General features: G+C 39.9%; 23 protein-coding genes and 1 riboswitch. Of the genes, 18 read left to right on the top strand and 5 right to left on the bottom strand.

Features of this window, described 5'->3' with window-relative positions; all coding sequences use genetic code 11:
• Positions 1 to 87 precede the first annotated feature (87 nt).
• Positions 88 to 1,092 (bottom strand): GTP 3',8-cyclase MoaA, encoded by a 1,005-nt coding sequence (gene moaA, locus C9J42_RS02910; protein ID WP_158259265.1) that lies wholly within the window; start codon positions 1,090 to 1,092, stop codon positions 88 to 90.
• Positions 1,066 to 1,234: riboswitch (molybdenum cofactor riboswitch) on the bottom strand. (Overlaps the previous gene by 27 nt.)
• A 184-nt stretch (positions 1,235 to 1,418) precedes the next feature.
• Between moaA and C9J42_RS02905 the strand changes: the two genes are divergently transcribed.
• The 3 genes from C9J42_RS02905 to yvcK all read left to right on the top strand — a co-directional run bounded on the left by C9J42_RS02905 (position 1,419) and on the right by yvcK (position 3,437).
• On the top strand, positions 1,419 to 1,646 hold the full coding sequence (locus C9J42_RS02905; RefSeq protein ID WP_107206158.1) for a hypothetical protein: 228 nt from the start codon (positions 1,419 to 1,421) through the stop codon (positions 1,644 to 1,646).
• Positions 1,647 to 1,858: 212 nt separating this feature from the next.
• Entirely contained in the window at positions 1,859 to 2,434 is a 576-nt protein-coding gene (locus tag C9J42_RS02900) for an LON peptidase substrate-binding domain-containing protein (RefSeq protein ID WP_107206157.1), read from the top strand.
• A 106-nt stretch (positions 2,435 to 2,540) separates the two neighbouring features.
• Positions 2,541 to 3,437, top strand: a complete 897-nt coding sequence (gene yvcK / locus C9J42_RS02895) for a uridine diphosphate-N-acetylglucosamine-binding protein YvcK (RefSeq protein WP_107245893.1) — start codon at positions 2,541 to 2,543, stop codon at positions 3,435 to 3,437.
• On the opposite strand, the gene C9J42_RS02890 is transcribed toward yvcK, so the two are convergent.
• The 4 genes from C9J42_RS02890 to pepE all read right to left on the bottom strand — a co-directional run bounded on the left by C9J42_RS02890 (position 3,399) and on the right by pepE (position 9,530).
• Positions 3,399 to 3,758, bottom strand: a complete 360-nt coding sequence (locus tag C9J42_RS02890; protein WP_107206155.1) for an Hpt domain-containing protein — start codon at positions 3,756 to 3,758, stop codon at positions 3,399 to 3,401. The two genes, yvcK and C9J42_RS02890, sit on opposite strands and share 39 nt — an antisense overlap.
• Complete coding sequence (luxO, locus tag C9J42_RS02885) at positions 3,759 to 5,201, bottom strand: quorum-sensing sigma-54 dependent transcriptional regulator LuxO (RefSeq protein ID WP_107206154.1); 1,443 nt, start codon at positions 5,199 to 5,201, stop codon at positions 3,759 to 3,761. It abuts the gene before it with no gap.
• 402 nt (positions 5,202 to 5,603) lie between these two features.
• Positions 5,604 to 7,631 (bottom strand): excinuclease ABC subunit UvrB, encoded by a 2,028-nt coding sequence (gene uvrB / locus C9J42_RS02880; protein ID WP_107206153.1) that lies wholly within the window; start codon positions 7,629 to 7,631, stop codon positions 5,604 to 5,606.
• 1,161 nt (positions 7,632 to 8,792) lie between these two features.
• Positions 8,793 to 9,530, bottom strand: coding sequence for a dipeptidase PepE (pepE, locus tag C9J42_RS02875; protein ID WP_107206152.1), 738 nt, complete (start codon positions 9,528 to 9,530; stop codon positions 8,793 to 8,795).
• Positions 9,531 to 9,925: 395 nt separating this feature from the next.
• Between pepE and rsxA the strand changes: the two genes are divergently transcribed.
• The 15 genes from rsxA to C9J42_RS02795 form a co-directional block, all read left to right on the top strand.
• On the top strand, positions 9,926 to 10,507 hold the full coding sequence (gene rsxA / locus C9J42_RS02870; RefSeq protein ID WP_045083337.1) for an electron transport complex subunit RsxA: 582 nt from the start codon (positions 9,926 to 9,928) through the stop codon (positions 10,505 to 10,507).
• Entirely contained in the window at positions 10,507 to 11,091 is a 585-nt protein-coding gene (gene rsxB / locus C9J42_RS02865) for an electron transport complex subunit RsxB (protein WP_105059814.1), read from the top strand. Before rsxA ends, rsxB begins: the two co-directional genes overlap by 1 nt.
• Before the next feature lie 2 nt (positions 11,092 to 11,093).
• The gene (rsxC, locus tag C9J42_RS02860; RefSeq protein ID WP_107301642.1) at positions 11,094 to 13,544 is read left to right on the top strand and encodes an electron transport complex subunit RsxC; all 2,451 of its coding nucleotides are present in this window, start codon (positions 11,094 to 11,096) and stop codon (positions 13,542 to 13,544) included.
• A gap of 2 nt (positions 13,545 to 13,546) precedes the next feature.
• Complete coding sequence (gene rsxD / locus C9J42_RS02855) at positions 13,547 to 14,593, top strand: electron transport complex subunit RsxD (RefSeq protein WP_107259673.1); 1,047 nt, start codon at positions 13,547 to 13,549, stop codon at positions 14,591 to 14,593.
• A gap of 14 nt (positions 14,594 to 14,607) precedes the next feature.
• Positions 14,608 to 15,240 carry an electron transport complex subunit RsxG gene (gene rsxG / locus C9J42_RS02850; RefSeq protein WP_107206149.1) on the top strand — a complete coding sequence of 211 codons (633 nt, stop codon included), beginning with the start codon at positions 14,608 to 14,610 and terminating at the stop codon, positions 15,238 to 15,240.
• A gap of 1 nt (position 15,241) precedes the next feature.
• A complete protein-coding gene (locus tag C9J42_RS02845) occupies positions 15,242 to 15,940 on the top strand; it encodes an electron transport complex subunit E (RefSeq protein WP_107206148.1) in 699 nt (232 codons plus the stop codon).
• Between the two features lie 152 nt (positions 15,941 to 16,092).
• Positions 16,093 to 16,746, top strand: coding sequence for an endonuclease III (gene nth, locus C9J42_RS02840; RefSeq protein ID WP_107292156.1), 654 nt, complete (start codon positions 16,093 to 16,095; stop codon positions 16,744 to 16,746).
• A gap of 107 nt (positions 16,747 to 16,853) precedes the next feature.
• Positions 16,854 to 18,179, top strand: coding sequence for a site-specific integrase (locus C9J42_RS02835; protein ID WP_107301641.1), 1,326 nt, complete (start codon positions 16,854 to 16,856; stop codon positions 18,177 to 18,179).
• Complete coding sequence (locus C9J42_RS21680; RefSeq protein WP_107301640.1) at positions 18,169 to 19,815, top strand: hypothetical protein; 1,647 nt, start codon at positions 18,169 to 18,171, stop codon at positions 19,813 to 19,815. The genes C9J42_RS02835 and C9J42_RS21680 overlap by 11 nt, the downstream gene beginning before the upstream one ends.
• Positions 19,812 to 22,142 (top strand): hypothetical protein, encoded by a 2,331-nt coding sequence (locus C9J42_RS02825; protein WP_107301639.1) that lies wholly within the window; start codon positions 19,812 to 19,814, stop codon positions 22,140 to 22,142. The genes C9J42_RS21680 and C9J42_RS02825 overlap by 4 nt, the downstream gene beginning before the upstream one ends.
• 10 nt (positions 22,143 to 22,152) lie before the next feature.
• Positions 22,153 to 22,572 (top strand): hypothetical protein, encoded by a 420-nt coding sequence (locus tag C9J42_RS02820; protein ID WP_107292160.1) that lies wholly within the window; start codon positions 22,153 to 22,155, stop codon positions 22,570 to 22,572.
• Between the two features lie 483 nt (positions 22,573 to 23,055).
• On the top strand, positions 23,056 to 23,991 hold the full coding sequence (locus C9J42_RS02810; protein ID WP_107301638.1) for a DUF6602 domain-containing protein: 936 nt from the start codon (positions 23,056 to 23,058) through the stop codon (positions 23,989 to 23,991).
• A gap of 107 nt (positions 23,992 to 24,098) precedes the next feature.
• Complete coding sequence (locus tag C9J42_RS02805) at positions 24,099 to 24,449, top strand: hypothetical protein (protein WP_107301637.1); 351 nt, start codon at positions 24,099 to 24,101, stop codon at positions 24,447 to 24,449.
• Positions 24,450 to 24,743: 294 nt separating this feature from the next.
• Positions 24,744 to 25,253 carry a hypothetical protein gene (locus C9J42_RS02800; protein ID WP_107301636.1) on the top strand — a complete coding sequence of 170 codons (510 nt, stop codon included), beginning with the start codon at positions 24,744 to 24,746 and terminating at the stop codon, positions 25,251 to 25,253.
• 735 nt (positions 25,254 to 25,988) lie between these two features.
• The coding region (locus C9J42_RS02795) for a reverse transcriptase N-terminal domain-containing protein (RefSeq protein WP_199188150.1) at positions 25,989 to 26,316 on the top strand (328 nt) is incomplete at its 3' end.

Here is a 26,316-nt window from a genome sequence, read left to right as displayed (position 1 = left end):
TTAATCGTTCCTCAACGAAGCGATACGAAGCCTAGTAGAGATATTTATCTCAACTAGGTTCTCTAAAATTAGGAAAAGTAGACAGAATTAACCGCCAATGGATGCTAGGTTTGGCGTCATACCTGTTTTGCCTTCATCCAAGAAATGGCTTACCGCTTTTTCACCTAGCCCTGCTTGAATACGTGCAATTAATAATTCTTTTTGATCATCACTTGCCAGTAAATCACGCAACTCAACACCTTGTTCACCAAACAAACAAAGATGTAATTTGCCTTTCGCAGAAATTCGTAAACGGTTGCAGCTTTGACAGAAATTCTTTTCGTAAGGCATGATCAAGCCAATTTCGCCCATATAATCGGGGTGACAAAAAACTTGTGCTGGGCCATCATTACTACCTTTTATTTTCAGTAGCCAACCATTAGCGATCAAATGATTACGAATACTCACCCCTGAAAGGTGATGATTTTGAAAAAGACTGTCCATTTCGCCAGTTTGCATCAATTCAATAAAACGTAATTGAATTGGGCGAGTTTTAATCCACTCTAAAAACTTAGGTAACTCTTGTGAATTAAGGTCTTTAAGAAGTACCGTATTGATTTTAACTTGCTCAAAGCCAGCATCAAAAGCCGCATCAATGCCATCCATTACCTGATGGAACATATTCTCACCGGTAATTTGATAAAACATTTTAGGATCAAGACTATCAACACTCACATTGATATGCGTTAAGCCAGCATCGCGCCATTCGTGGACGTGCTTAGCCATACGATAACCATTAGTGGTTGTCGCTACTTTATTGATCCCAGGAATTTCAGCTACCGTTTTGATGATATCAGTAAAATCACGACGTAAACTCGGCTCACCACCTGTGATACGTATTTTACTGGTGCCACACTCAGCAAACGCTGATGCAACTCGCTGAATCTCATCCAATGTTAGAAAAGAAGGTTTTTTCTTTTCTGTTGGATGATAGCCATCTGGCAAGCAATAGGTACATTTGAAGTTACAGACATCTGTAACAGAGAGTCGCAAGTAGTAAAACTTACGATGGAAACTATCTTCTAATTGTTTCGCCACGGAACACCTTTCCAAATACGGGAGGTCAATTCATTTCTAAATAAACCCTGGTGACAAATCGTCACTGGCATTAATCACCTATCAACTTTTGGACGTATATATAATGTCCAACATCACTTAGTAACTTAGTGAAAAATGCTCGGAGTTATGGCAGTTATGCAAAGCAAATCATTCCTTGAAATAATATTACACAACAGCATTTCTTAATATAAAAGTATCAGAGTTTTTCCGTATTTGACAAATATTGGAAAAAAACACTCTGTATTCTACCTTTCGAGTAAGATCACGACAATACTAGTTAATAATTTAAGCCACAATTTACCAATAAAAGTGAGGGTATTATGGCAAATATAATGGAATCGGCTTCAATCGAAGATATCGCTCTCTATTTACAGCGAGAAGACGGTATTGATGCAGAGTCAGCACAAAATGCTGCTCAGCAAGTCATTGATGGTTTTATAGATATGCGTGATAAAGGGCTCATAAAAGGTTGGTATTTTGATGAGTTAGGGCATTTAGAACTGCTTCCTACCGACACGGCATTATCAATAATTGAGCGTCAAAAATAACACTGAACTAATGTTATTTTGCAAATGTTGATTTTCAAACTGCAATCAACATTAAGCTTGATTAACTTAAAATTAAGTCAAAAGCAGACACACTTTGATTAAAAGCTCATGAACTCAATGATAAAGCCACGTGAACGCCTTAACTTTTAGTCGGCATTAGTTTTGCATTGTCTACATAGCTAGGCATTGCTAATCTTACTATGGAGTTCCTTATGGCTAAAGTATTACCGCTACTTTTTCAAAAGCGCCATGTTCTTCCTACTGGTCGGATGCAAATCTATATCTCGCCAGTCGATCAAACACCTACCTTGAAAGCGGCACTCGCTTCAAAAGATGGGTTAGGTATTTGTATGTATAGCAATCGAAAGGAAGCTCAACATTTATTTCATATCGGTACTCGTGTCACGATTGATGATTTCAACCAAGAGCAAGGCTCCCCGTTTATAAAACTCACCGTTTCAGGTCATAATAACTTTAAGATCCAGTCGATAAAACAAACAACCGATGGTGTTTTTTGGGGAGAAACGACGCCTTTACCCTGCTGGGAAGAAATCGCAATCAATAAAGAGCAACAATTACTTGCGATTCGGCTGAAGAAAATGTTTGAAAAATTCCCTGATCTTGATGAGCTATACAAATCCAAAGACTTCAATAACCTCAGCTGGTTATGTCAACGTTGGTTAGAAATATTACCGTTACCTACTATCGATAAGCAGCATTTACTCAATAAGCCAACCTGTTTGAATACTTACGATTATTTAATGAGTATGATTAAAACAAGCCACTAATCTATTTTAAGTGAGATACCACAGGTAATTTACACAGCAAAAAATGCAATACAATACATTTTTTGATAACCTGAACGCTTATAAGCAATATTAAAAAGCCAACACTATACTTAAGGCAGATAAATTGAAAAAGAATATTGTTGCCATCGGTGGCGGTCATGGCCTAGGACGGATCTTATCCTCGCTTTCTTGTTACGGTTCAAAAGTAACGGGTATTGTCGCAACAACCGATAATGGTGGTTCAACGGGTCGTATTAGAGCTTGCCAAGGCGGTATTGCTTGGGGCGATATGCGTAACTGTATTAATCAATTAATTACAGAGCCATCGATTGGTTCGATGATTTTTGAATACCGTTTTAAAGGTAATGGTGAGTTGAATGGTCATAACCTCGGTAACTTAATGCTTACAGCATTAGATAACCTCTCAATTCGCCCACTTGATGCCATTAATCTGATCCGAGATATGCTAAATGTTGAAACTCAGATCATTCCAATGTCAGAACACCCATCAGATCTCGCTGCCATTACCTACAGTGGCGAGATTATAAATGGTGAAACCAGTGTTGATGAATTACAAGAAGTACCTAAACGTCTTTATCTTGAGCCCGCAGTGCCGGCAACAAAAGAAGCTTTAAACGCAATCAATCAAGCTGATTTGATATTACTCGGCCCTGGTAGTTTCTTAACAAGCGTTATGCCTATCTTACTGTTACGTGATTTAGGTATCGCGTTAAAAAACAGTAACGCACAAATCGTGTTTATTACTAACCTAGATAAGGAACATGGCCCTGCTGGGAAAATGTCACTAGAGACCATGTTACATTGGTGTGAAAGAGCAATGAATGGACGCAAGATAGATACAATCTTGACCGATAAACTTCATACAGATTTAAACAATAAATTTAATCTGCAAATTGAAGATCTTGCATCCAGTAATCATGAGTGGAGACATGACCGAGACAAGTTAAAGCATGCGGTTGATAAGCTCATTGTTTCCTGCTAGTTGCTTATATTCAACCACCATACCTTCGACCATTTGTCTAAATTCAGGCAAATGGTCAATCATCCAATCATCTTGTCCTTGTTTTACTCGATATTCACATTCTTGTGCCATTAATGCTAAATCGTCCGCGCCAAAACTTGCGGCGCTACTTTTTATTGCATGGCTAATTTCGCCAATTTGATCAACGGAAGGATGTGCCGATAATTGCTTTGAATACTGTTCTAATTCATCACTGAAAACATTTAATAGCAATGACACGGTGTCCTCACCAACTTCATCAGCAAGGCGTTTAATTGTCTCAGAATTTATCGTTGTTGGCATTTAATCCATCTCCCTAGCACTGGTATTAGTGTCTTGCCAAGATTGCAATTTACGATATATCGTTGATGGACTGACTTCTAGTAAGCCTGCGGCTCTTGGAATATTGCCATCGCAAGCATCAATCGCCCATTGTATCGCTCTTTTTTCTACAACCCAGAGCGGCTCAATTTTATTTTTATGATGATCATGTGAATAAATAGATTCATCAGCAAGGCTTTCTCTCTGTACTTTCTCAGGTAGAGCCTTAGGATAAGATGCAATTTCTACACCGTTAATTGAATTAATAGGCGGCGGAACCATTTCAAGTTTGACTTCATCATCAGTATTTAAAACCACAATATTACGGATCACATTTTGTAATTCACGTACATTACCAGGCCAAGAGTAGGACTCAAATAACCGTAAAACTGGCTCAGAAAAACGACTAAAGCTTTTACCTTCTTCCAACGACATCAAACCTAATAATGCATGAGCAATCTCTATAATATCTCCGCCACGCTCCCGTAACGGCGGTAAAGAGATAGGAATAACATGTAAACGGTAGTAAAGATCTTCTCGAAATCTGCCTTCTTGCACTTCCTCCCAAGGGTTTCGGTTAGTTGCACAAACAAAACGGACATCAACACTACTCATTTTTGATGAGCCGACTTTTTGATAGGTTCCAGTTTGAATAAATCGTAGCAATTTACTTTGCAAATCAAGATCCATTTCGCATAGCTCATCAAGCATTAGCGTACCATGATGTGCCATTTCAACGGCACCTTGTCGCTCCGTTGAAGCTCCTGTAAAGGCACCTTTTACATGGCCAAACAATTCACTTTCAATGAGATCTTTAGGTATAGCAGCACAGTTTAGAGCAATAAACGGTTTATCATGACGTGGGCTGGCTGCATGAATCGCTTCTGCACACACTTCTTTACCCGTACCACTTTCACCCGTGATAAATACCGTCGCTTTACTTGAAGCTGCAGATTCAATAACGCGATATACCGCCTGCATTGGTAAACTATTACCAATAAATCCTTGGTATTGTGCTCCATCTGATTGCTTGGATTGAGTACTGGTATTCGATTTACTTTCGGCTTTAAGCGCTTTGTTTACCGTAATTCGTAATCGATCAGCCTCACAAGGTTTAATTAAAAAGTCTTGTGCGCCATAACGAATAGCTTCAACCGCTATATCAATCGAACCATGTGCAGTCATTATTACAACAGGAACATTACCGTGCTCTTTTCTCACACGTTCAAGCACTTCCATTCCCGTCATATCAGGTAAACGGAGATCTAATAAAATTAGATCAGGAATTATATCTTGAATAAAGCTCAGTGCTTCCTTCCCTGTACCAACAATGCTTACATTAAGTCCAAGAGGGTTTAAGTAAGATTTGTACAAGGCCGCAACTGACGCTGTATCTTCAACCATTAATACTTGGCGTTGCTGCATTCTGCTCTCCATTGCTCCTCCTAAAACAAGCCCCTTAAACTAATTGTAATCAATAGAAAAAAATATGGGGGATAGATTTCTTTTTTTTCAATTATCTCATATTGACTCGCAAATTGATTCGCAAATTGCGAATATTTGTTTTTATTTGTGCTGTAGCACAAGCAAATAAGTGCTACCCAAAGACAGAAAACACGCTGGATTGTATAAAAAAATACGACTTTTAAAAGTTGGCACACTACATGCTTTATATAACGTGACTCTTAATTTAAGAGTCAACCTAGCCAACTGACGTTGTTTGTGGATTTTTTTCACTAAAACAATGACGCCAACCGAACCTTTTTTATCGGTTGGCTTTTTTTTACCCAAAATTCAAGATCCACAAGAAAAATAGCCAATAACCAATTAACTATTGGCGATAAATTGCTGCCTTAGTTTATGGATCTTATCGCGTGTTTCTGCCGCTTGTTCAAATTCAAGATTTTGTGCAAAGTCGTACATTTGTTTTTCCAGTACTTGAATTTGTGATTCGAGCTCTTGTGGCGAAAGCGCTGAATACGTTCCTTTGCTTTCTGCCACTTTGTGAAGATCTGCCGCTCTATTTCGCGACTTTCCTCGTGAACTTGGAGCGCCTAATTCAAGAATGTCACCAATTTTCTTATTCAACTTTTGAGGTGTAATACCGTGCTCAAGGTTATATTCAATTTGCTTTTCACGACGTCGCTGGGTTTCGTTAATTGCACGCGCCATTGAACCTGTAATACGGTCACCATACAGAATCGCTCTACCCTCTATATTACGAGCAGCTCGACCAATCGTCTGTATTAATGAACGTTCAGATCGCAAAAAACCTTCTTTATCAGCGTCTAGAATCGCAACTAATGACACTTCGGGCATGTCTAACCCTTCGCGCAATAAGTTAATGCCCACTAGCACATCAAACTCACCTAATCGTAAATCGCGAATAATTTCCACCCGCTCTACGGTATCAATATCAGAGTGTAAGTAACGCACCTTCACACCATGCTCTGTAAGGTACTCAGTGAGATCTTCTGCCATACGCTTAGTAAGGGTTGTAACTAATACTCGCTCACCTTTTTTCTCTCTAATATGTATTTCAGAAAGCAAATCATCCACTTGTGTACCAACAGGGCGTACTTCAATTTCAGGATCAAGTAATCCCGTTGGGCGTACCACCTGCTCTGCTATATCATTACCCGACTTTTCAATCTCATAATTACCCGGTGTGGCTGACACATAAATCGTTTGAGGCGCTAACGATTCAAACTCTTCAAACTTCATCGGTCGGTTATCAAGCGCAGAAGGAAGACGGAATCCATATTCAACTAAGTTTTCCTTACGAGAGCGATCACCACGGTACATCGCGCCAATTTGCGACACAGTTACGTGTGATTCATCAATGATCAGTAAGCCATCAGCAGGTAAGTAATCAAACAATGTTGGTGGTGGCTCACCCTCAGCACGCCCACTAAGATAACGTGAGTAGTTTTCAATACCAGAGCAAAAACCTAGCTCATTCATCATCTCAATATCGAATTGTGTGCGCTGACTAATTCTCTGCTCTTCGACGAGTTTATTGTTTCCTAAAAACTGCTCTTTGCGCAAAACCAGTTCTTTTTTTATCCCTTCAATCGCGTCTAAGATTTTCTCTCGTGGCGTCACATAGTGTGTTTTAGGGTAAATAGTAGTACGCGGCATATCACGATGCGTGATACTGCCAGTCAGGGGATCAAAGGATGAAATACATTCCACTTCATCATCAAATAACTCAAGACGAATCGCTTCTTTTTCTGACTCTGCAGGGAAAATATCAATCACTTCCCCACGAACTCGAAAAGTACCGCGCTCAAAGGCCATATCATTACGGGTATATTGCAACTCAGCCAGACGACGAAGAATGTCACGCTGATCAAGAAAATCACCACGCCGAACATGTAGCATCATTTTTAGGTAAGAATCAGGATCACCCAAACCATAGATCGCAGACACAGAAGCGATAATAATAACATCGCGTCGTTCCATTAATGCTTTGGTTGCTGATAGTCGCATCTGCTCAATATGCGCATTAACCGACGCATCCTTTTCAATGAATGTGTCCGTTGTAGGCACATACGCTTCGGGCTGGTAATAGTCATAGTAGGATACAAAGTATTCTACAGCACTATTTGGAAAGAACTCTTTCATCTCACCATATAACTGTGCTGCCAACGTTTTATTTGGTGCAAGGATCAAAGTCGGTCGATTAGCTTGGGCAATAACATTAGCCACGGTAAAAGTTTTACCTGAACCTGTTACGCCAAGTAACGTTTGGTGCGCTAGTCCTGAATCTAAACCATCAACCAATTGAGCAATAGCGGTAGGTTGATCGCCTGATGGTGAATATTCAGAAGCAAGAGAAAATAAGTCGCTCATAAATTACATATCCAGCAATAAATTACTGTTTACATTGTGGATAGACCATTAGTAATGTCAACTACTGGAAATACTTGCGATGAAGAAACTAAATTGCAGATAAAAAAATAGCTTCAATATTAGTTAAGTGAATACTAAGAGTTTGAACACCAAACATGACTCACAGAATAAAAGACCACAACTATTTACAACAGTCTGTAAATAGCCCCCTTTGGGTCTTAACTAACTAATATTGAAGCAAACAACATTATATTGTAAAAAGCTAACTCAACTTATAAGCAAAACGTTAAGCTAAATTTGACGTGTAGGCATTAAGTACCCTTATCTTAAATCATAAGTTTAAATGCCTGACTCGAATCCAGGAACTTAATGTGGAATGAATCATAAAGCGAAGGGCAGGCAAGGTAAAAGTTACCACGTGAATATAAATGAAGGATAAATAAGCCAGGGTTATATGTCGTTCTGAATTTCAGAATATTGATGTTTACCACCGCAGAAATAAAACCATAACTCATTAATTAATAACAATATTGTATTTAATATTATTAAATGGTGAATTTCACAATGAGCAAAAAAATTAAAAAATATATGATTTTTTTTATCTCTTTTTATGAAATTATTACCTAAATATTAATATAAAGCAGAAAAATGAATCCAGATCAATTGACCGACCATGTTGTAACACGTATTATGCTCTCCCCTTCAAAGAAACATCTAAGCTTCATACCGTTAACCTTTAAAAAACAATTAAACATTAACGTTTACATCCACAGCTTATACCTATTCTGTTCAATTTTTTAGCTCAATGAAAAGCAACCATCAGTAATATCTGTCTGCTTAACAATGGCTCTTATAGATATGCATCTAGTCAATAATAGTATTTGAAATTAGTACCTTTTTATCATCATCCCTCTCAAACATAACAAAGTGATGAATGCAAACTACCACTCTCCAATACGTTTACAAGATGAAATCAACACACTTATCCACAGTTTTTGTGGATAACTAAGTTAAACACTGGTCAAATCTACTATTCTAAAAATCAAGCATTATTTTATAAGCATCTGGGAGCAATTTTGTAAAATGAAAGCCTTCCACATAACCACTATAAAAAAACCAGCATAACGCTGGCTTTTCTTTAGTAGAATATTGTCTGATGTATTAACAGCTATATTCCATCATAAATTGAATATCTTGCCCTTCCTCAAAATAAACAGGCTCAACGTCATACTGGAATAGCTTTAATGGCTTACCATTTGCTGTGTGGTAGCTTAACTCTCCATCTAATAACTGCAGCCATGTTCCTTCTGGAATCCCCACAACCGGCTCATGCTTATTCACTTCTAAAAACTCTTGAATACGCTCATCACGGGTTTCTCCCATATGACCTTCAACCGACGCTTCTAGATAATGCGGGTTTATTTGGAAAGGAACAAAGTTAAGTGAGCTTAGCACTGCACTGGTGACAATCGGCATATCGTTAGTGGTACGAATAGTTGGGCAACCAATATTGGTACCTGCACTCCAACCAATATAGGGAATACCTTTCGCTAATACCGCCTTACGTAACGGTCCAACTAAACCTAAGTCATGAAGTTTTTTATTTAAAACCCATGTATTACCACCACTTACAATAATTCCTTCAGCTTCCTCAATGGCTTTAACTGGATCGGCTGCTTGATGAATACCTGTTGCAACACAATCAATACCTAAACGATCAAATGTCGCTTGTACCATCGCCACACGATCATCATGACTCGATCGAATCACAGCATAAGGAATAACAAGAAAATGTTTAGCGCCAGTTCGCTTAACTTGCTCAACAATTGCATCACCCGCAAATTCCATTACATGGGTATTACCTGCAATTTTACCGTTACTCAATAATAAAATATCCATCACATCTATCCTATGCTCATTCAATGATGCCATCATCTCACACGATGATCACAAGTGCCCTTACATAAAACGAGGTTTAAAACGGCTTTACAAGCTATCCAAACATATTTTGCGAAAACTTAACTCATCATCACAAGCTTTCTGGCTAAGGCATACAGTCAAATAACAATTAATAAACACAAAACCAAAAACTGATAACTTCTGCGTCATATGCAGTGGGTGTTTTTTGATCGCACAGCTAAACAAAGCCGTAGTAACTAAATTAAAAACTTATATTTCATGATCTATCTTTATGAAAAACACAATAATCACTAAAACCCTACACCACAGGAGTTGTTATAACGGCAACAAAATCAGATAATGTTTAGATCTCTTTTAATAATAATGAAGCCGGTATGACTGAATACCTCCTATTACTTATTGGTACTGTGTTGGTTAACAACTTTGTACTCGTTAAATTTTTAGGCTTATGTCCATTTATGGGCGTATCTAAAAAATTAGAAACAGCTATTGGAATGGGCTTAGCAACCACTTTTGTGCTGACGCTTGCTTCTGTTTGTGCTTATCTTGTTGAAACTTACATTTTGGATCCATTAGGGATTCAGTACCTACGCACACTAAGCTTTATTCTAGTCATTGCCGTTGTTGTGCAATTCACAGAAATGGTCGTACATAAAACAAGCCCAACGCTTTATCGTTTATTAGGTATTTTCTTACCACTTATCACCACTAACTGTGCGGTGTTAGGTGTCGCCTTATTAAACGTAAATGAGCGTCATAACTTTATTGAATCCGTTATTTATGGTTTTGGTGCTGCAGTGGGTTTCTCACTTGTGCTTGTTTTATTTGCTTCTATGCGTGAACGCATTGCTGCCGCTGATGTACCTGAGCCATTCAAAGGCGCATCCATTGCGATGATCACCGCAGGGCTAATGTCTCTTGCATTTATGGGCTTTACTGGATTGGTGAAATTGTAATGAGTGGGATCCTTATCGCAGTCATTGCCATCGTTATTCTGGCTGCCATTTTCGGACTAATTCTTGGGTTTGCTTCGGTTAAATTTAAAGTTGAAGCCGATCCTATTGTTGAACAAATCGACAGTATTCTTCCGCAAACCCAATGTGGTCAATGTGGCTATCCTGGCTGTCGCCCTTACGCAGAAGCGATTGCCAATGGCGATGTGATCAATAAGTGTCCTCCTGGCGGTCAAGTTACTATTGAAAAATTAGCTGACTTGATGGGTGTTGATGTTCCTGATTCAACCCAAGGTACAGAAGAAAACATTAAAAAAGTCGCATTTATTCATGAAGATATGTGCATTGGCTGTACTAAATGTATTCAAGCGTGCCCTGTCGATGCCATTGTTGGCGGCACTAAATCTATGCATACGGTTATCAAAGACGAATGTACAGGTTGCGATCTCTGTGTTGCTCCCTGCCCTACTGACTGTATCGAAATGATCCCAGTTAAAGAAACGCCTGATAATTGGAAATGGCAACTAAACCAAATTCCAATCGTAAATATCAGTGATGCACCGAGTACAGAAAAGGTAGAGTCGTAGTTATGCTATCTATCATTGAGCAAATCAAACAAGGTAAGTTGTGGGATTTCCACGGCGGTATTCATCCCGCTGAAAATAAAAAAATCTCAAATCAAGCACCTATCGTTAGTGCTGGTATTCCACAAGAACTCGTTTTACCACTTAAGCAGCATATTGGTTCTAAAGGTGACATTATTGTTGCTGTTGGCGACAAAGTACAAAAAGGTCAAGCTCTGACACAAGGTGACATTGCAATGTGTGTCCCTGTGCATGCGCCTACATCTGGTACAGTAATAGCCATTGAACAACGTACGACTGCTCACCCTTCAGGTTTAAGCGATTTATGTATCGTTCTTCACCCAGATCACACCGATACTTGGGGAGAGAAAAAAACCTATGCCGATTATCAAGATCGTGATCCCGCAGAACTGATCGAAACAATCCGTTTGAGTGGTATCGCTGGATTAGGTGGTGCTGGTTTCCCTACCGCAAGAAAACTTCAAGGCGGTTTAGGTAATGTTGATATTTTAATTATCAACGCGGCTGAGTGTGAGCCATATATTACTGCCGATGACCGACTCATGCGCGATTATGCTGAAGAAGTGATCGAAGGGGTTCGTATTCTTCGCCATATTATTAGCCCAAAGCTAACAATCATCGGTATTGAAGATAACAAACCTGAAGCGATTAAAGCCCTTGAGCAGCATGTCACCGAAGCAGACAACATTCTGATACGTGTTGTACCAACAAAATATCCATCTGGTAGCTCAAAGCAGTTAGTTAAAATTTTAACAGGCAGAGAAGTACCAAGTCAGTCACGTTCAACTTCTGTTGGCGTTATCATGCAAAACATAGGTACTGCTTTTGCAATTAAACGCGCCATTATCGACGGTGAACCACTAATTGAGCGTGTTGTTACGCTAACCGGTGAAGCCTTTAAGAAACGTGGTAATGTTTTTGCTATGTTAGGTACGCCGATTGCCTACTTATTAGATAAGTTTGGCTATAAAGCCGATAAAAAACATCCTCGTGTGATCATTGGTGGATCGTTAATGGGATTTACACTCCCACATTCCAATGTACCGATCACCAAAATAACAAACTGTATTTTGGCACCAAAACGCAAAGAACTCCCATTACATACCTATGAAATGGCATGTATCCGTTGTTCTGCTTGTGCGGATGTTTGCCCATCATCATTGCTCCCACAGCAATTACAGTGGTACGCCAAGGATCAAAATTACGACAAGTGTGAAGAATATAATCTGCAAGATTGTATTGAGTGCGGTGCTTGTGCATATGTCTGTCCAAGTGAGATCCCTCTTGTTCAGTACTATCGCCAAGCAAAAGCTGAGATCTGGGCACGTAGCCAAGATGAAATGAATGCAGAACGAGCTCGCCAACGCTTTGAAGCCAAACAAGCACGCATGGAACGTGATAAGGCTGAACGTGAAAACCGCTTTAAAAAAGCGGCTGATTCTCGTCGTGATGAAATGGCGAAAACTGGGGGTGATGATGCAGTCGCTGCCGCTATTGCCCGCGTAAAAGCCAAACAAGCAGCAGCCGCTAAAGCAGATACAGCAGAAGTGAAACCGGCTGTTGCAGCAGCGATTGCAAAAGCAAAAGCAAAACAAGCAGCTTCAGCACAAGGTGCAACTTCAGAAAGCCTGCCAGATAACAGTGAAATGGCGAAATTACGTGAAGAGCGTAAGCGTCAAGCTCGTGAACGTAAGGCTGAAAAAGAAGCTACAGCAAATAACCAAACCGCTACTGAAAATGACAGTAAAAAAGATGCTGTCGCAGCTGCCGTCGCCCGCGCTAAAGCAAGAAAAGCCGCACAACAAGCACAAGCGGAATCAACACCAGAATATGAAGTTGAAGCTGAAAGCGTTGATCCGAAAAAAGCCGCTGTTGCTGCTGCCGTCGCTCGTGCTAAAGCAAGAAAAGCCGCACAACAAGCAGAGGCACAAGCAGAATCAGCACCTGAACCTGTAGTTGAAGCTGAAAACGTTGATCCAAAAAAAGCCGCTGTTGCTGCTGCCGTCGCTCGTGCTAAAGCAAGAAAAGCCGCACAACAAACAGAAGCACAAGCTGAATCAGCACCAGAATCTGAAGTTGAAGCTGAAAACGTTGATCCGAAAAAAGCCGCTGTTGCTGCTGCCGTCGCTCGCGCTAAAGCAAGAAAAGCCGCACAACAAGCAGAGGCACAAGCTGAATCAGCACCTGAACCTGTAGTTGAAGCTGAAAACGTTGATCCGAAAAAAGCCGCTGTTGCTGCTGCCGTCGCTCGTGCTAAAGCAAGAAAAGCCGCACAACAAACAGAAGCACAAGCAGAATCAGCACCTGAACCTGTAGTTGAAGCTGAAAACGTTGATCCGAAAAAAGCCGCTGTTGCTGCTGCCGTCGCTCGCGCTAAAGCAAGAAAAGCGGCACAACAAGCCGCCAAAGAACAACAAAACATTGAGGAAGATTAACCGTGGCGTTTAATATTGCCAGTTCACCCCATGACCATAACCGCCGAAGCACCAGCGCTATTATGCGTACAGTTATATTATGCTCGGTATTTGGCGTTATTGCTCAATGCTACTTCTTTGGTTTCGGTACTCTGATCCAAATTGTATTAGCATCTATTTCTGCAATCATATTTGAAGCGATTATTGTAAAACTGCGTAAACGTCCTGTTGTACCTTATTTAAGAGATAATACAGCTCTGCTTACTGGCGTATTAATTGGTTTATCAATCCCACCATTAGCACCTTGGTGGTTAACTGTTATTGGTGTTTTCTTTGCGATAGTCATTGCAAAACACCTTTATGGCGGTATGGGACAAAACCTCTTTAACCCCGCGATGATTGCTTATGTCGTACTGCTCATTTCATTCCCAGTACAGATGACAACCTGGTTACCACCAGCATCATTGAGTGCACAACCAGCTAACTTTATGGATAGTATTTATGCAATCTTTACTGGCTTTACTCAAGATGGATTTAGTGTTCCACAACTGAAAATGTCAGTTGATGGTTACACGATGGCAACACCGCTAGATACACTAAAAACAGCGTTACACACAGGGTTTACAACGGCTGAAACAATGACAAAACCTGTTTACGGCGCGATTGCAGGTATTGGCTGGGAGTGGATTAACATGGGCTTCCTTGTTGGTGGTTTAATCTTATTAAAGCTTCGTGTTATTCAATGGCATATCCCTGTTGCTATGCTAACGTCACTATTTGTGATCAGTAGCCTTGTTTACATTGTTCATCCTGATACGACTGGCTCTCCGTTGTTGCACCTATTCTCAGGTGCAACCATGTTAGGTGCTTTCTTTATTGCCACCGATCCAGTAACAGCATCAACGACGGTAAAAGGCCGTTTAATTTTTGGTGGCTTTATCGGTGTCATGATTTATCTGATCCGCACATGGGGTGGCTTCCCAGATGGCGTTGCCTTTGCCGTTTTACTGGGTAACTTATGTGTACCACTTATTGATTACTACACTCGTCCTCGTACTTACGGGCACTAATTAAGAGAGCAGCCATGTTTAATGCAATGAAAAAAAACGGTGCTATTCTTGCCACTTTTGCGTGTTTAGCGACAGCGCTAGTAGCCCTGACGAACTACCTAACAGAAGATCGTATAGCAGAGCAGCAGCGGGTACAGTTACTGGATACTCTAAACCAAGTGATTCCCGTAGCAAGCCACGATAACTTACTCTACAAAAGTTGTACTTTAGTAAGAGATCATAAGCGTTTAGGTACATTGGCTCAGATGCCTGCTTATATCGCTAAAAAAGATAATAAGCCTGTTGGTGTGGCAATTGAAGGGATTGCCCCTGACGGTTATAGCGGCGCAATTAAAATTATTGTTGGTTTAGACATGAATGGCGTGATCACTGGCGTTCGTGTATTACAACAAAACGAAACTCCAGGATTGGGTGATAAAATTGAAACCACTGTTAGTAACTGGATTTACAGCTTTAATGGTAAGCGGGTAAATGGTGATAACGACCCATCATTTAAAGTACGTAAAGATGGTGGTGAATTTGATCAATTCACAGGTGCGACCATAACACCGCGAGCCGTCGTCAAAGCAGTAAAAAATATTTCGTTATACTGGGATCAAAACCAGGATAAAATCATCAACCAACCACTTGATTGTGCAGGTGAGTGATATGACAACTAATAAAGAGTTAATGGCAAATGGCTTATGGCTAAATAACCCGACCATTGTTCAGCTTCTCGGCCTATGCCCTTTACTTGCCGTTTCATCAACGGTGACAAATGCTTTAGGTTTGGGGCTTGCGACGACTTTAGTACTGATAGGCTCAAACTTAATTGTGTCTTTAATTCGTCACTGGGTACCCTCTGAGATCCGTATTCCAGTGTTTGTAATGATCATTGCCTCACTCGTAACCTGCGTACAGTTATTGATGAATGCCTTTACTTTTGGTTTATACAAATCATTAGGGATCTTCATCGCCTTGATTGTAACCAACTGTATTATCATTGGTCGCGCTGAAGCCTTTGCCTCTAAAAATGCACCATTACCAGCAGTACTCGATGGTTTATGGATGGGGTTAGGCATGACATCTGCGCTATTCATTCTGGGCGCAATGCGAGAACTATTGAGCAAAGGAACCTTATTTGATGGTGCTGATCGCCTACTAGGTAGCTGGGCATCAGTTTTACGAATCCAAGTATTCCATTTTGATTCAGGGTTCTTGCTTGCAATGTTACCACCGGGTGCCTTTCTTGGTGTCGGTTTGATGATTGCGGCCAAAAATGTGATTGATAAACGCCGTCAACAAAAACAGCCTAAAGAAGCATCAAAGCCAACGGTTGAACGTGCTCGCGTCACTAGCGTAGACTAAAGATCAAACCCAATAAGTATCATACTTATTGGGTTTCTTTTTATTACATATCGCGACAAAATAATGGAATAGTAAAATGCTTAATTGCAACGACAGATGCTCACTCTGTCACTCCCTACTTATATTGCAATAAGCCTTATTTGGAATAGAAAATGAATAATCAAAAACGCGTCCAAATTCTTGAACGTTTACGCGCTGAAAACCCACACCCGGAAACAGAGCTTCATTGGAGCACGCCTTTCGAGTTATTGATTGCGGTATTACTCTCAGCTCAAGCTACCGATGTCAGCGTAAATAAAGCAACCGACAAGCTTTATCCTGTTGCTAATACCCCTCAAGCTATTTACGACTTAGGCGTTGACGGCGTTAAAGAATATATAAAAACCATTGGGTTATTTAATTCTAAAGCAGAAAATGTCATTAAAACCTGCCGTATTCTCTTAGATAAACATAATGGCGAGATCCCAGAAAACCGAGAAGCATTAGAAGCACTACCTGGAGTTGGTCGAAAGACCGCAAATGTTGTTTTAAATACGGCATTTGGATGGCCGACAATTGCAGTAGATACTCACATCTTCCGAGTTTGTAATCGAACTAAATTTGCCATGGGGAAAAACGTCGACCAAGTTGAAGAGAAACTCTTAAAGGTTGTGCCAAAAGAATTTAAAGTTGATGTTCACCATTGGTTAATTTTACACGGACGCTATACCTGCATTGCAAGAAAACCGCGCTGTGGCAGCTGCCTAATCGAGGACCTCTGTGAGTACTCTCCACCAAAAGAAAGTGTAAAGAAAAAGAAGAAATAAATACACTTAAATTACTGATGGCTCTTTAATGAGCCATTTTTTTTACTTTACAAAATCACCAAGTGTAACTATATTAGATTAATATGTAACCAACTTGTGATTTTGTAATGAATGAATTAAGTGAAAATGTTGCAGTAAAAATTTATAAAGATGCCGATGGGTACAGCTTTCCCCTCATTGTAAGATCTGGTGTATTTCCCGCTTGCTTGTACCTTAATGCTTATCTTAACGGAAACCATAACTCCCCACTTTCGGCAAGAAAGAATAAAGCAAGCACTCAAGCTCCAGCTTTTCATACACTAAAAAAATACGCCTATGAGCTGAAATTTTTATACTGTTATTTTATCGAGCAAGGTATCGATCTTGTTGAGCGTGTCAGCTCTGGTGAATTTCTTTCAAGGCAAGAGGTCGATGATTTTGTTAGATCGTGCAAGCTTTATGCTAATGAAAGCACTATTGATGAAAGTAATACCGTAGCAATTTCTGACAAGCGCATAAGAGATGCCATCCATGCGACTTCACATAGCCAACCACAAGTTTCCGCACACACATTACGTCAGCGCTTAATTCGACTGAGGGCTTATATCGAATACTTGTTCGTTTGCCACCACTATGATCAAGAGCCAACTAATACTCAAGCCAGAGTGGACGACCAATTCAATAAGTTTAAGTTATACATAGACACGTTTATTGGCGGCACACGTAAAAATAACACCATCGTTAAAGATGCATTTGAGTCGGTAATACCTTCAGATAAGTTCTTTTATTTGCTTGAAATCATCAAAGAGAGTTCACCTGAGAACCCATTTAAATCCAGCAAATTAAGAAACCAACTCATCATGCAAATCCTAATTAACACAGGGGTTCGTGTTGGTGCGGTTTTAAAGCTAAAAGTCAGTGACTTGATTGACGATTGGGATAACCCTCGCTTCCTATTGACCAGAACTCCCAATGATCCGACTGATCCAAGGTTAGAACGCCCATCAAATAAAACCAAAGCGCTATCGGTTTCTATTTCCTCAGAGTTAATGAAGCTTATCAAGCTCTACATACAAACTGTACGAGCAGAAAATACAACCGCCCGTGAACATGACTTTGTGTTCATCTCAGAAAAAGGGACAACATCAGGGCAACCGCTCACGTATAAATCCATTCACAAAATCGTAGATAAATTTGGTGAGGCATTAGGTATCAAGCTCCACCCTCACAAGCTTCGTCATAAATGGAATGAAGTTTTTGAAGATAAGGCGAGAGAGCATGGGTTAACACCTGAAAAAATTGAAGATTTACGCAAATATGCAATGGGCTGGGTTGAAGACTCGAAAATGGCATCCGTCTATAACGAATATCAACTGGCGGTCACTGTGGCTGATATTTCCGCTAGAACCCAATCTAAAGCTGTTCCGAGGTTAGGAGGTGGTCATGAGTCATAGCCATATCGCAACATTAAAAAAGGAGTACGATGGTCAGCGCATATTCAATGCAAGAGAAGATGGTTACTCTTTTGATGTGCTTTCAGATACGTGGGAGCTTGGTTATAAATCCTATTTATATCTAAATTGGATGAATGAATTAAATACCAATACTTATCTGGACTTAAGATTAGCAATAGCACATGCCGCAAAGCATTACACTTATAAGTCTCTAAACAGCAACGTTAGCATCCTCAAATCCATTGTAAAATATCTCGACATTCACGATTTTCAGGCGTGGTGGCTCACACTAGATACTTACAAGAAAAATGTCAGAGATGGCTTATACGCCCTATGCCACCCAAGAAATGGTTATACCTGCCATACTCTCCAACCGTTATATGACACAGTTAAAGATGAAAATTTAAAGCGCCAAGGTGTAATGAAAAGCATTCTTGACCCAAAAACGGGTGCTTACAGTGAAGTTGAGCACGACAATATTCTTGAAAGCTTAAGAATTGAAACGAAGCAAGTATTAGAAGGGGAAATACTATCGCAAAATAAGTTTACCGCACTACGGAATGTCATAGCCAGTCAGTTACTTCTCGCCCTGATAAGACGACCAACCCAACTTGTGCAACTTAAATGGTGTGATGTTTTACCTGTAGGGGAAACCTTTTTATCTCATAAAGAACCGAACCTTAACTGGAAACCCGTTACTCAACACTTGTTCTCAGATGTGGAGCAATTGCACGTTCGCACCTTTAAAGGCAAGGATGGACAATTTCGAGGTGATGCGGAATCACGCTCACACCGCCTAGAGTCAGACTTTTCTCGACTGCTTTTGCGTTACTATCAGGTTTATGAACACTTCCTTTTACATTCGCTGTCTATACAACACATCACATTAGGTGAAGATGAGACTAAAGAACTCATGAGACGCCTACCTGTATTGCCTGACAAAAGCTTATTTAGCTCTAATTTCGAATCTAAAGCCAAACTGTTTATCTCCAATAGCGATACCTCAAAAGCCTATCATATGACTTCGCTCACCCTTAGAAGCAATATACGTTATTTATTCGGAAGCAAACTCAAGCCAAACAGCGATAGATGTCCAAACGATTCTTTGCGACTTGGTAACAACCGCTGGCGACACACCATTCTCACCCAAGGTGCAAAATATGGGTTAAGCCCTGCCCACCTTGCTGCTATAACAGGTGTCACCATTGATGCGATTACCCCCTATCTTGATTTGAAAACCTCAGAGCGAGTTAAAGTTGATGAGGCGTATGCTGGGAACCATATCATCAAGCGATTTGATAGCCTGTCGGTAAAAGAGTTACAAGTGCACGATGATTTCAAAGTAAAAAGCAGGTTTGATGAAGAAATTGGCCATAAACTCAATCCTGCTAACTGCTCCAGTTGTCAGTCAAAAGGCGGTGCGCCTATGGCCTGTTATCCCTGCGACAACTTTAGACCTCTAGAAACGGCAAACCATCAACAATATCTTGATAAAGCGGAAAGAAAACTGGTGATAAATAGTCAATCAGCACACCCTGCGACAGTCAAACGCCTCAAGAAAATCATTCTTTACATCAAGGCGACTATAGCCATTTGTGAAGAGAGAAAATCGGCTAAGCTTGGAGATGAAAAATGAACACACTCAACCGTTACATAACCAATCAACACGCTTATATCGCCGAAAAGAAAAAACAGCCGTTACTTGGTTTTACCGCGCCATCAGGAAAGCAAGCAACGTGGGAGGACATTGCTGTTACCTTTACCAGCAACAAAGGCATCTCTATTAACCTCCTTTTCAATAACGATAATCAACCCCGCGCCAATATTAACTCAACTTTTTCCGATAAAGACAGGCTCGATGAACATACGCACCATCTACTCTTTGCCTTTGCTCTTGATGTACTAAAAGAAAATAATTCTAACAAGTACAAGAGAGGTAAAATCACTGCGGCAAGAAAATTTCTTATTGCTCTTAATGAAGATATCGCTTCTTCCAGTCTGGATGAGATTCAAAACACCATCGATGAAATGAACAATATCAAGCCTCTTTCTGGATTTTTTGAGTGGCTAAAAGCCCATAAGATGCTTCCTGTCAGTCAATTCCCGAACCTAACGAGAGAGTATAAAGGGACAAGAAACAAAAGCGGTGATGACGCTATCGAGGCTGAAAACAGTAAACTGCCTGATGAAAAGGCGTTATTGGCACTCGGGGCGATCTTTTATGATGCAATCCCGCCTTATCAAGACATCAAGAATAAAGAGAATACTAATTCTTGGGCTACTCTCATTCATCCAACAACGAGTCAACTCGATAGTTATGTTTGCACCATGTCAGCACTTGCGATGTCGTCCCCCAATCGAGCGGCACCAGAGCAAGTGTTACTAACCAAGCAACGCGTGAAAGCCCATAATGAAGTGGTCAATAACAACATTAATACTGTCTACTACCTTAATTGGCGAGGTTCAAAAGGATATAAAGACTATCAGAATCATATCAATGCTGAAATGGCCGAAAGCCTAGACCGAGCATTACACTATACCGCTCTTGTAACTGAGCCAGCGAGAGTATTAGCAAGGTTTTATCAAAACCCAACCGTAAGTTTAAAAAAAGTGTTAGGTGAGTTTAAGCCAAGTGCCAAAAACCTAGATGCACTCAAACCCAACGACAGTAAACCGACCAACCTGATCCAGCTTGGTTTTTTATTGGGCTTTTATGATGACAGCGACGGCTATGCCCGTGTTACGTGCGATACCAAGGGTGCGATTGATGCGACAAAACGTAAAAATTCCCCTGTATTTATCAAACACATCACCAAGCTGTTGCCATTCGATAAACTAGAAATTAAAAGCCAATGTCCTTATCCATCCTTACTTGTTGGTGCTAGTGTCAAAATAAAAAGCCAATTGAGTAAATATTTCAATGGTCAAACAGAAATGACGGTTGCAGAATTTCAAAACCATTACATTACAACTAATCAACAAGCTATGTCAGGGTACAATAAAGCTAAGACCAAGCGTGTCGATTATGAGCAAGCTTTATTTACCTATACTGAAAAACAATTAAGCACTCAGCAAGCCTCTCACTTCCTGTTAGTTCCCATCGAATCTGTAAGTACTTTTTTTGATAGAAACATCAAAAAAGGCAAAAACGGTTACACAACCATCTTTGAGCGGCATGGTTTCTCAACAGGTTTCGCAATCACCCCTCACCAATTCAGGCATTGGCAAAATAACTACCTAGCCAATAAGGGGTTGCCCCACTTACTCATAACGATGCTGTCTGGCCGTAAAAACCCTGCGCAAACACTCACCTATATTCATACGACTAATGCCCAAAATGCCTCAGTGATCAGTGATATTCTATATGAAAAAGAAACCGAGGAAGAAGTACAAGATAAGGTTGGCAAACGCCTACAGAGTAAAGCTCAATACGATGATGCCACCGATAACTTAAGCCCAACTTTTGTCAATGAGGTCGGCTTTTGCACCCAAGATTTAACGTTAATTCCTTGCACTTACATGACGGAATTTGAAACACAATGCACACTCTGTTCATCCTCATGCCATATTGCGCATGATAAAGATGCGATTGAACTGCTAAATAAGGATTTAACAATCCAGAAACACAACCTAAAGCAAGTTCAGGAGGCCATTAACTTTGCAACCAGTGAAGGAATGCAGCAATGGTATGAAACCCACTACCAAAATACTTGTATGCTCAAGAGTCTTATTGAAGTGCTATCAGATGACTCCATCAAAGAAGGGGCTATTGTTCGTTTTTTGACTCGTTCAAATGTCATGCGAATTACAGATTTAGAAACCAAGACAGTAACAGAACGTAAGCTATCGCTACCTGATGCGAAAGAAGCTCTTCAAGCGGCTCTTGCTGCAACAACCCAAACAAATAACGACTCAGCTGACTCAGCTAAAGATAACTTTTTAGGCTTTTTGGGATCAGTATAGGGAAATACACATGGCAACTAAATCATTAGACACTGATCAACAAATCTCCATTCAAGCGTTAATTAGAAGTTGGGAAGGAAAGCTGACTTGGGATTTATTAGTCACGAAAATTGAGTCTAGCCTTGCGATCACTACGACGCGGCAAACACTTGATAAATATCTCAATATAAAAAATGAATACAAAGATAGAAAACGCTCACTCAAGGGGCAACCTGTTTCCGCTGACAATACTGATCTACTTATCTATCTACAAAAAGATATTGATTTAGCAGAAAAAATCATTCAGCTAGAAGCGGAATTAAAAGTAGCAAAAGATGAAATCGGTTATCTACAAGCGTTTATTCAAAAAATCGCCAACATCGGTCAAAGCGATCCAAATGTAATGGCTATTTTTCAAAGGGCGATGCGGAGTATAGAAGAAAGTAAATAAAGACCCAAATGCAACTCTTTGTATTTTCTAATCTAATTGAGGGCTTAAAATGGCAGAATAGTCGATAGAGCATGGCTCTATACGGCAATTACAAGAGCAGAAAGTGAAATTCATATCGTTGGAAGTAGTGATGACATGAGGCAGTTCACCGAGGCACCTAGTAACTCTCATAAGCGGAATAGCTACCCGAAAGAACTGTTGAGTTAGCAATTTCAAACTCGTTAATGCCCCTTTATGCGTTAGACCTTTTACTCATTCATAGTATATTAACGTGGTTTCGGATTAGTTTTGTTTTAAATAAGGCTGATTAAATACATTTCTTACTTTTCACATCCTCTCATTGAGCGTCAGGCGTGAAAATTGTTATCAACTTCATGATATATATAGATTATATCTAGTATGATAAAGGTTTTTTATGCGTATATTTTTGTACGAAAGTAAGAATGCTTATTAATATACTGTTTATGGTTACAGGAGAATTCATTGGAAGGTAATGTATCGAGTTTTTTTAGCTCTCATAGTCATGAGCTCCAGAGTAAAATGAAACGTTTGGATTTCCTAATTGGTAGAGATCATTGGTTATCGGTTGGAAATTATAAAGAAGAACTTCTACGGATCTTACTAAAACAACTTTTACCCAAAAGATATGAAATTAGTACAGGCTTCATTCTTGCGCTTGACCCTGATGGAAAAGAAATAAAATCTAAGCAGCAAGATATAATTGTTTGGGATTCAGTTGACTATGCTGCCATTTTCCGTGATGGTGACTTTGTCATTGTACCTCCTGAAGCGTGTAGAGTTGTAATAGAAGTAAAAAGTACATTAACTAGCGATACGTTAAAGAAAGCAATGTTAGCTTCCGATGGTATATTTGATTTTGTTAGAACACCTCATATACAAAATATAAATATATCTAAGTACATTTTTGCTTATGGCAGCGATCTTTCTTTTCCGCTCCGCTATTTTGATACTATTCATGATTTCTATGAGAACGATGTTGATGGGCAGTTATCTATTGAACAGCGTATTGAGTTTACAAGAAAGCACTGGCCTCAATCTAATTCCGCAAATCTAGCTTCATTAGATGGTATTTTCGTCTTAGGTACAGGGGCTGTTTTACGAACAATCAGAGGTTATCCACAAGAGCAAGTCAAGTTCATCTATGAGGCATTTGAACTTAAATCTGATCAAGAAGATCATGTTTATACTTTTTTCGAACATACTCTCAACACTGTCATTAACTCACCCAATAATAGGCCCGGTCTTTATTATGCCAAACAGCCAGGTTTATTTTCTATGATGCAAAAAATAGCTCTTCGTCGACCCGAAACCGGAGGGACTATGGTGTATCCGTATTCCCCTGATATTTTATCAGAATACACAGAGTTAAATGAGCAAATGTTATATTCTAAAAAGTAGCCATAACAGGGTCATCAAGTTGACAATCGGTAGTTTTGATGAAGTTTGGTGATCTTGAAAAATTGTTCACAATGAAACTATGGCTGGCGTTATGCGATTGAGAACTTATGAACGAAGAAATTGAAACAAAGCTTAGAGGAAACCCTGAAGTTTCACAGCTTGTAATTAATTCCTTTAGGCAGTTTATCGCTCGTGACCGATATTTGTTAGAAGTTAATGCGAACGAACGCTCTCTGACTCATCGAATAGGAATGTATCTGCAAGCCCAATTCGATCATTATGATGTTGACTGTGAATTTAATAGAGATGGGCATGACCCAAAAGAATTGTATATTGGTACAGAACAAACTGATGTTTACGATGATAATGCAATGACAGTTTATCCGGATATTATTGTTCACCATAGAGTCAGTAATGATTATAACTGGCTTGTAATTGAGTTCAAAAAGTCGTCATAACGAGTCAATAATAGTAATGATATAATTAAGCTTCACGCGTATTAAAAAGATCTTCATTATCTGTATGCACTATTCGTTGAATTAAGTAGTGACATAAAGACATCCAACCCAGCGTTCACCAAGGTTAGGTGGGTCTAGTCGCATCACAGATAAGGATATGTTTCGCGGATCTGACATCTATCTAGGCAGACTCACAACGTTGGATATTCTGGTTTTGAATCTGTTTGAATTATAGATTAGGTAGTGGTGTATTTAACATATTAATTTGGCGTTAGAAATATTTAGGAAACGATAATGGAAGCTGTTACGTGGGGTTTTGTTGGAACAATTGTTGGAGCTTTAGCAAGTATTGCAACAACAGCGTTAACTAGCTGGAATTCTCATATTTTGAGTAATAAAGCTAAAGAACATGAAAGACAAGAAGTAGCAAACGCTTTTCAAAGAGAGACTATCCTTGATCTACAGGTTGAATTTTTTGAATATTTTCGTTCTTGTTGTCAAATTTATAGATACGATAAAATTAATTTTGAAGATACAGGAAAGTGGAGTCAATCTATACCTGAAGAACTAGACGATAAAAATCGCACTTTAAGCGCCAAAACAGCTCTCTTGATTCAGCGAATTTCTGATGATGAACTTAGAACTAGTTTACAAGCCTTTAAAGACGTTTGTATCCAATGTTTAATGGCAAAGGATGAGCATGAGGCGACTAAATATCATTCAAAAGCTATGTACGATTATGTGAAAGTTAATGAGTTACTCGGAAAAATGTTGAGATCTACTTATTGGCAACCAAGTGCCTAACAGCGCGATTTTTCTTGCGAAGTCGACACCTATTATAAGCACTTGATAGAAAATATTAGAAATAGCATGAAGACTGTTATTAAAAGTAGTGCATTGCACTTACTTTTCCTAATATCAAGCACCCCAAATAGAACAATAACCTAACACTCTTCTGTCCGTGCGACCTGAAGTCGTATGAAGCGTTGTTCACCGCTTTATGAGTGAACCGTCTGTATCACCAGATGAACCTACGAGCCTGAATAAAGCAGCGGCTCGGACAATGTAACGAAACTTGGCCGTTGGGCTGAGTGGGAAAAGAATCGTGAGAGGACGTTCCTCCTGAAAACCACAAGTCGGGTGAGTGCTAGGTAGTCAGTATGATGAACGTATGTGAATCCATCCAAGGTGCGTTATGTGATGAAGCAGCGGAAGTGGTTAATACGCTGTGGCCAAAATGGCAATGAGAGTCGGAAAGAAGTTGGACAGTATTCTTTCGTGATCGCAGTACTCTCCGCACTATAGTGGGCATCTAAGCTGACATTTTACGTGACATACGGAACAGGGTAAGCCTGTATCATTCCCTTTGGGAAAGCCTTAGTGGCCGATAGTGATGCAGGTATAGGAGGTCGGAAAAAGCGAAAGCTACATTGTAATGATGTAGATACAGACTCATGTTTGATCACGAAAGTGAGCCCACTTCCGACTGGTCTCCCTTTGCGAGATAGTTTGAAGAACTTTATTTAAGGAGAAAAGCAAATGATGATCTCGAAAGAGATTAGTGCATCTTCTGACGGTGCTCAATGGCAGTCAATAGACTGGAAATCCGTTGAAGCACACGTATTAAAGCTTCAAATGCGTATCGCAAAAGCAACTAGAGAAAAGAAATACGGTAAGGTGAACTCCTTACAGTGGCTCTTAACTCATTCTCGCTCAGCTAAGCTTCTTGCGGTTAAGCGTGTATCTCAAAACAAAGGCAGTAAAACGCCTGGAATAGATGGTGTCATCTGGAACACAGATGCACGCCGTATGAAAGCAGTCAATCAGCTTAGTCGCAAGACTTATAAAGCGAAACCACTCAAACGCA

The sequence above is a fragment of the Photobacterium sp. GB-56 genome (assembly GCF_003026105.1).
Classification (GTDB): Bacteria; Pseudomonadota; Gammaproteobacteria; order Enterobacterales; family Vibrionaceae; genus Photobacterium.
The sequence above is the reverse complement of the archived record's forward strand: the minus strand, read 5'-3'. Positions and strand labels throughout refer to the sequence as shown.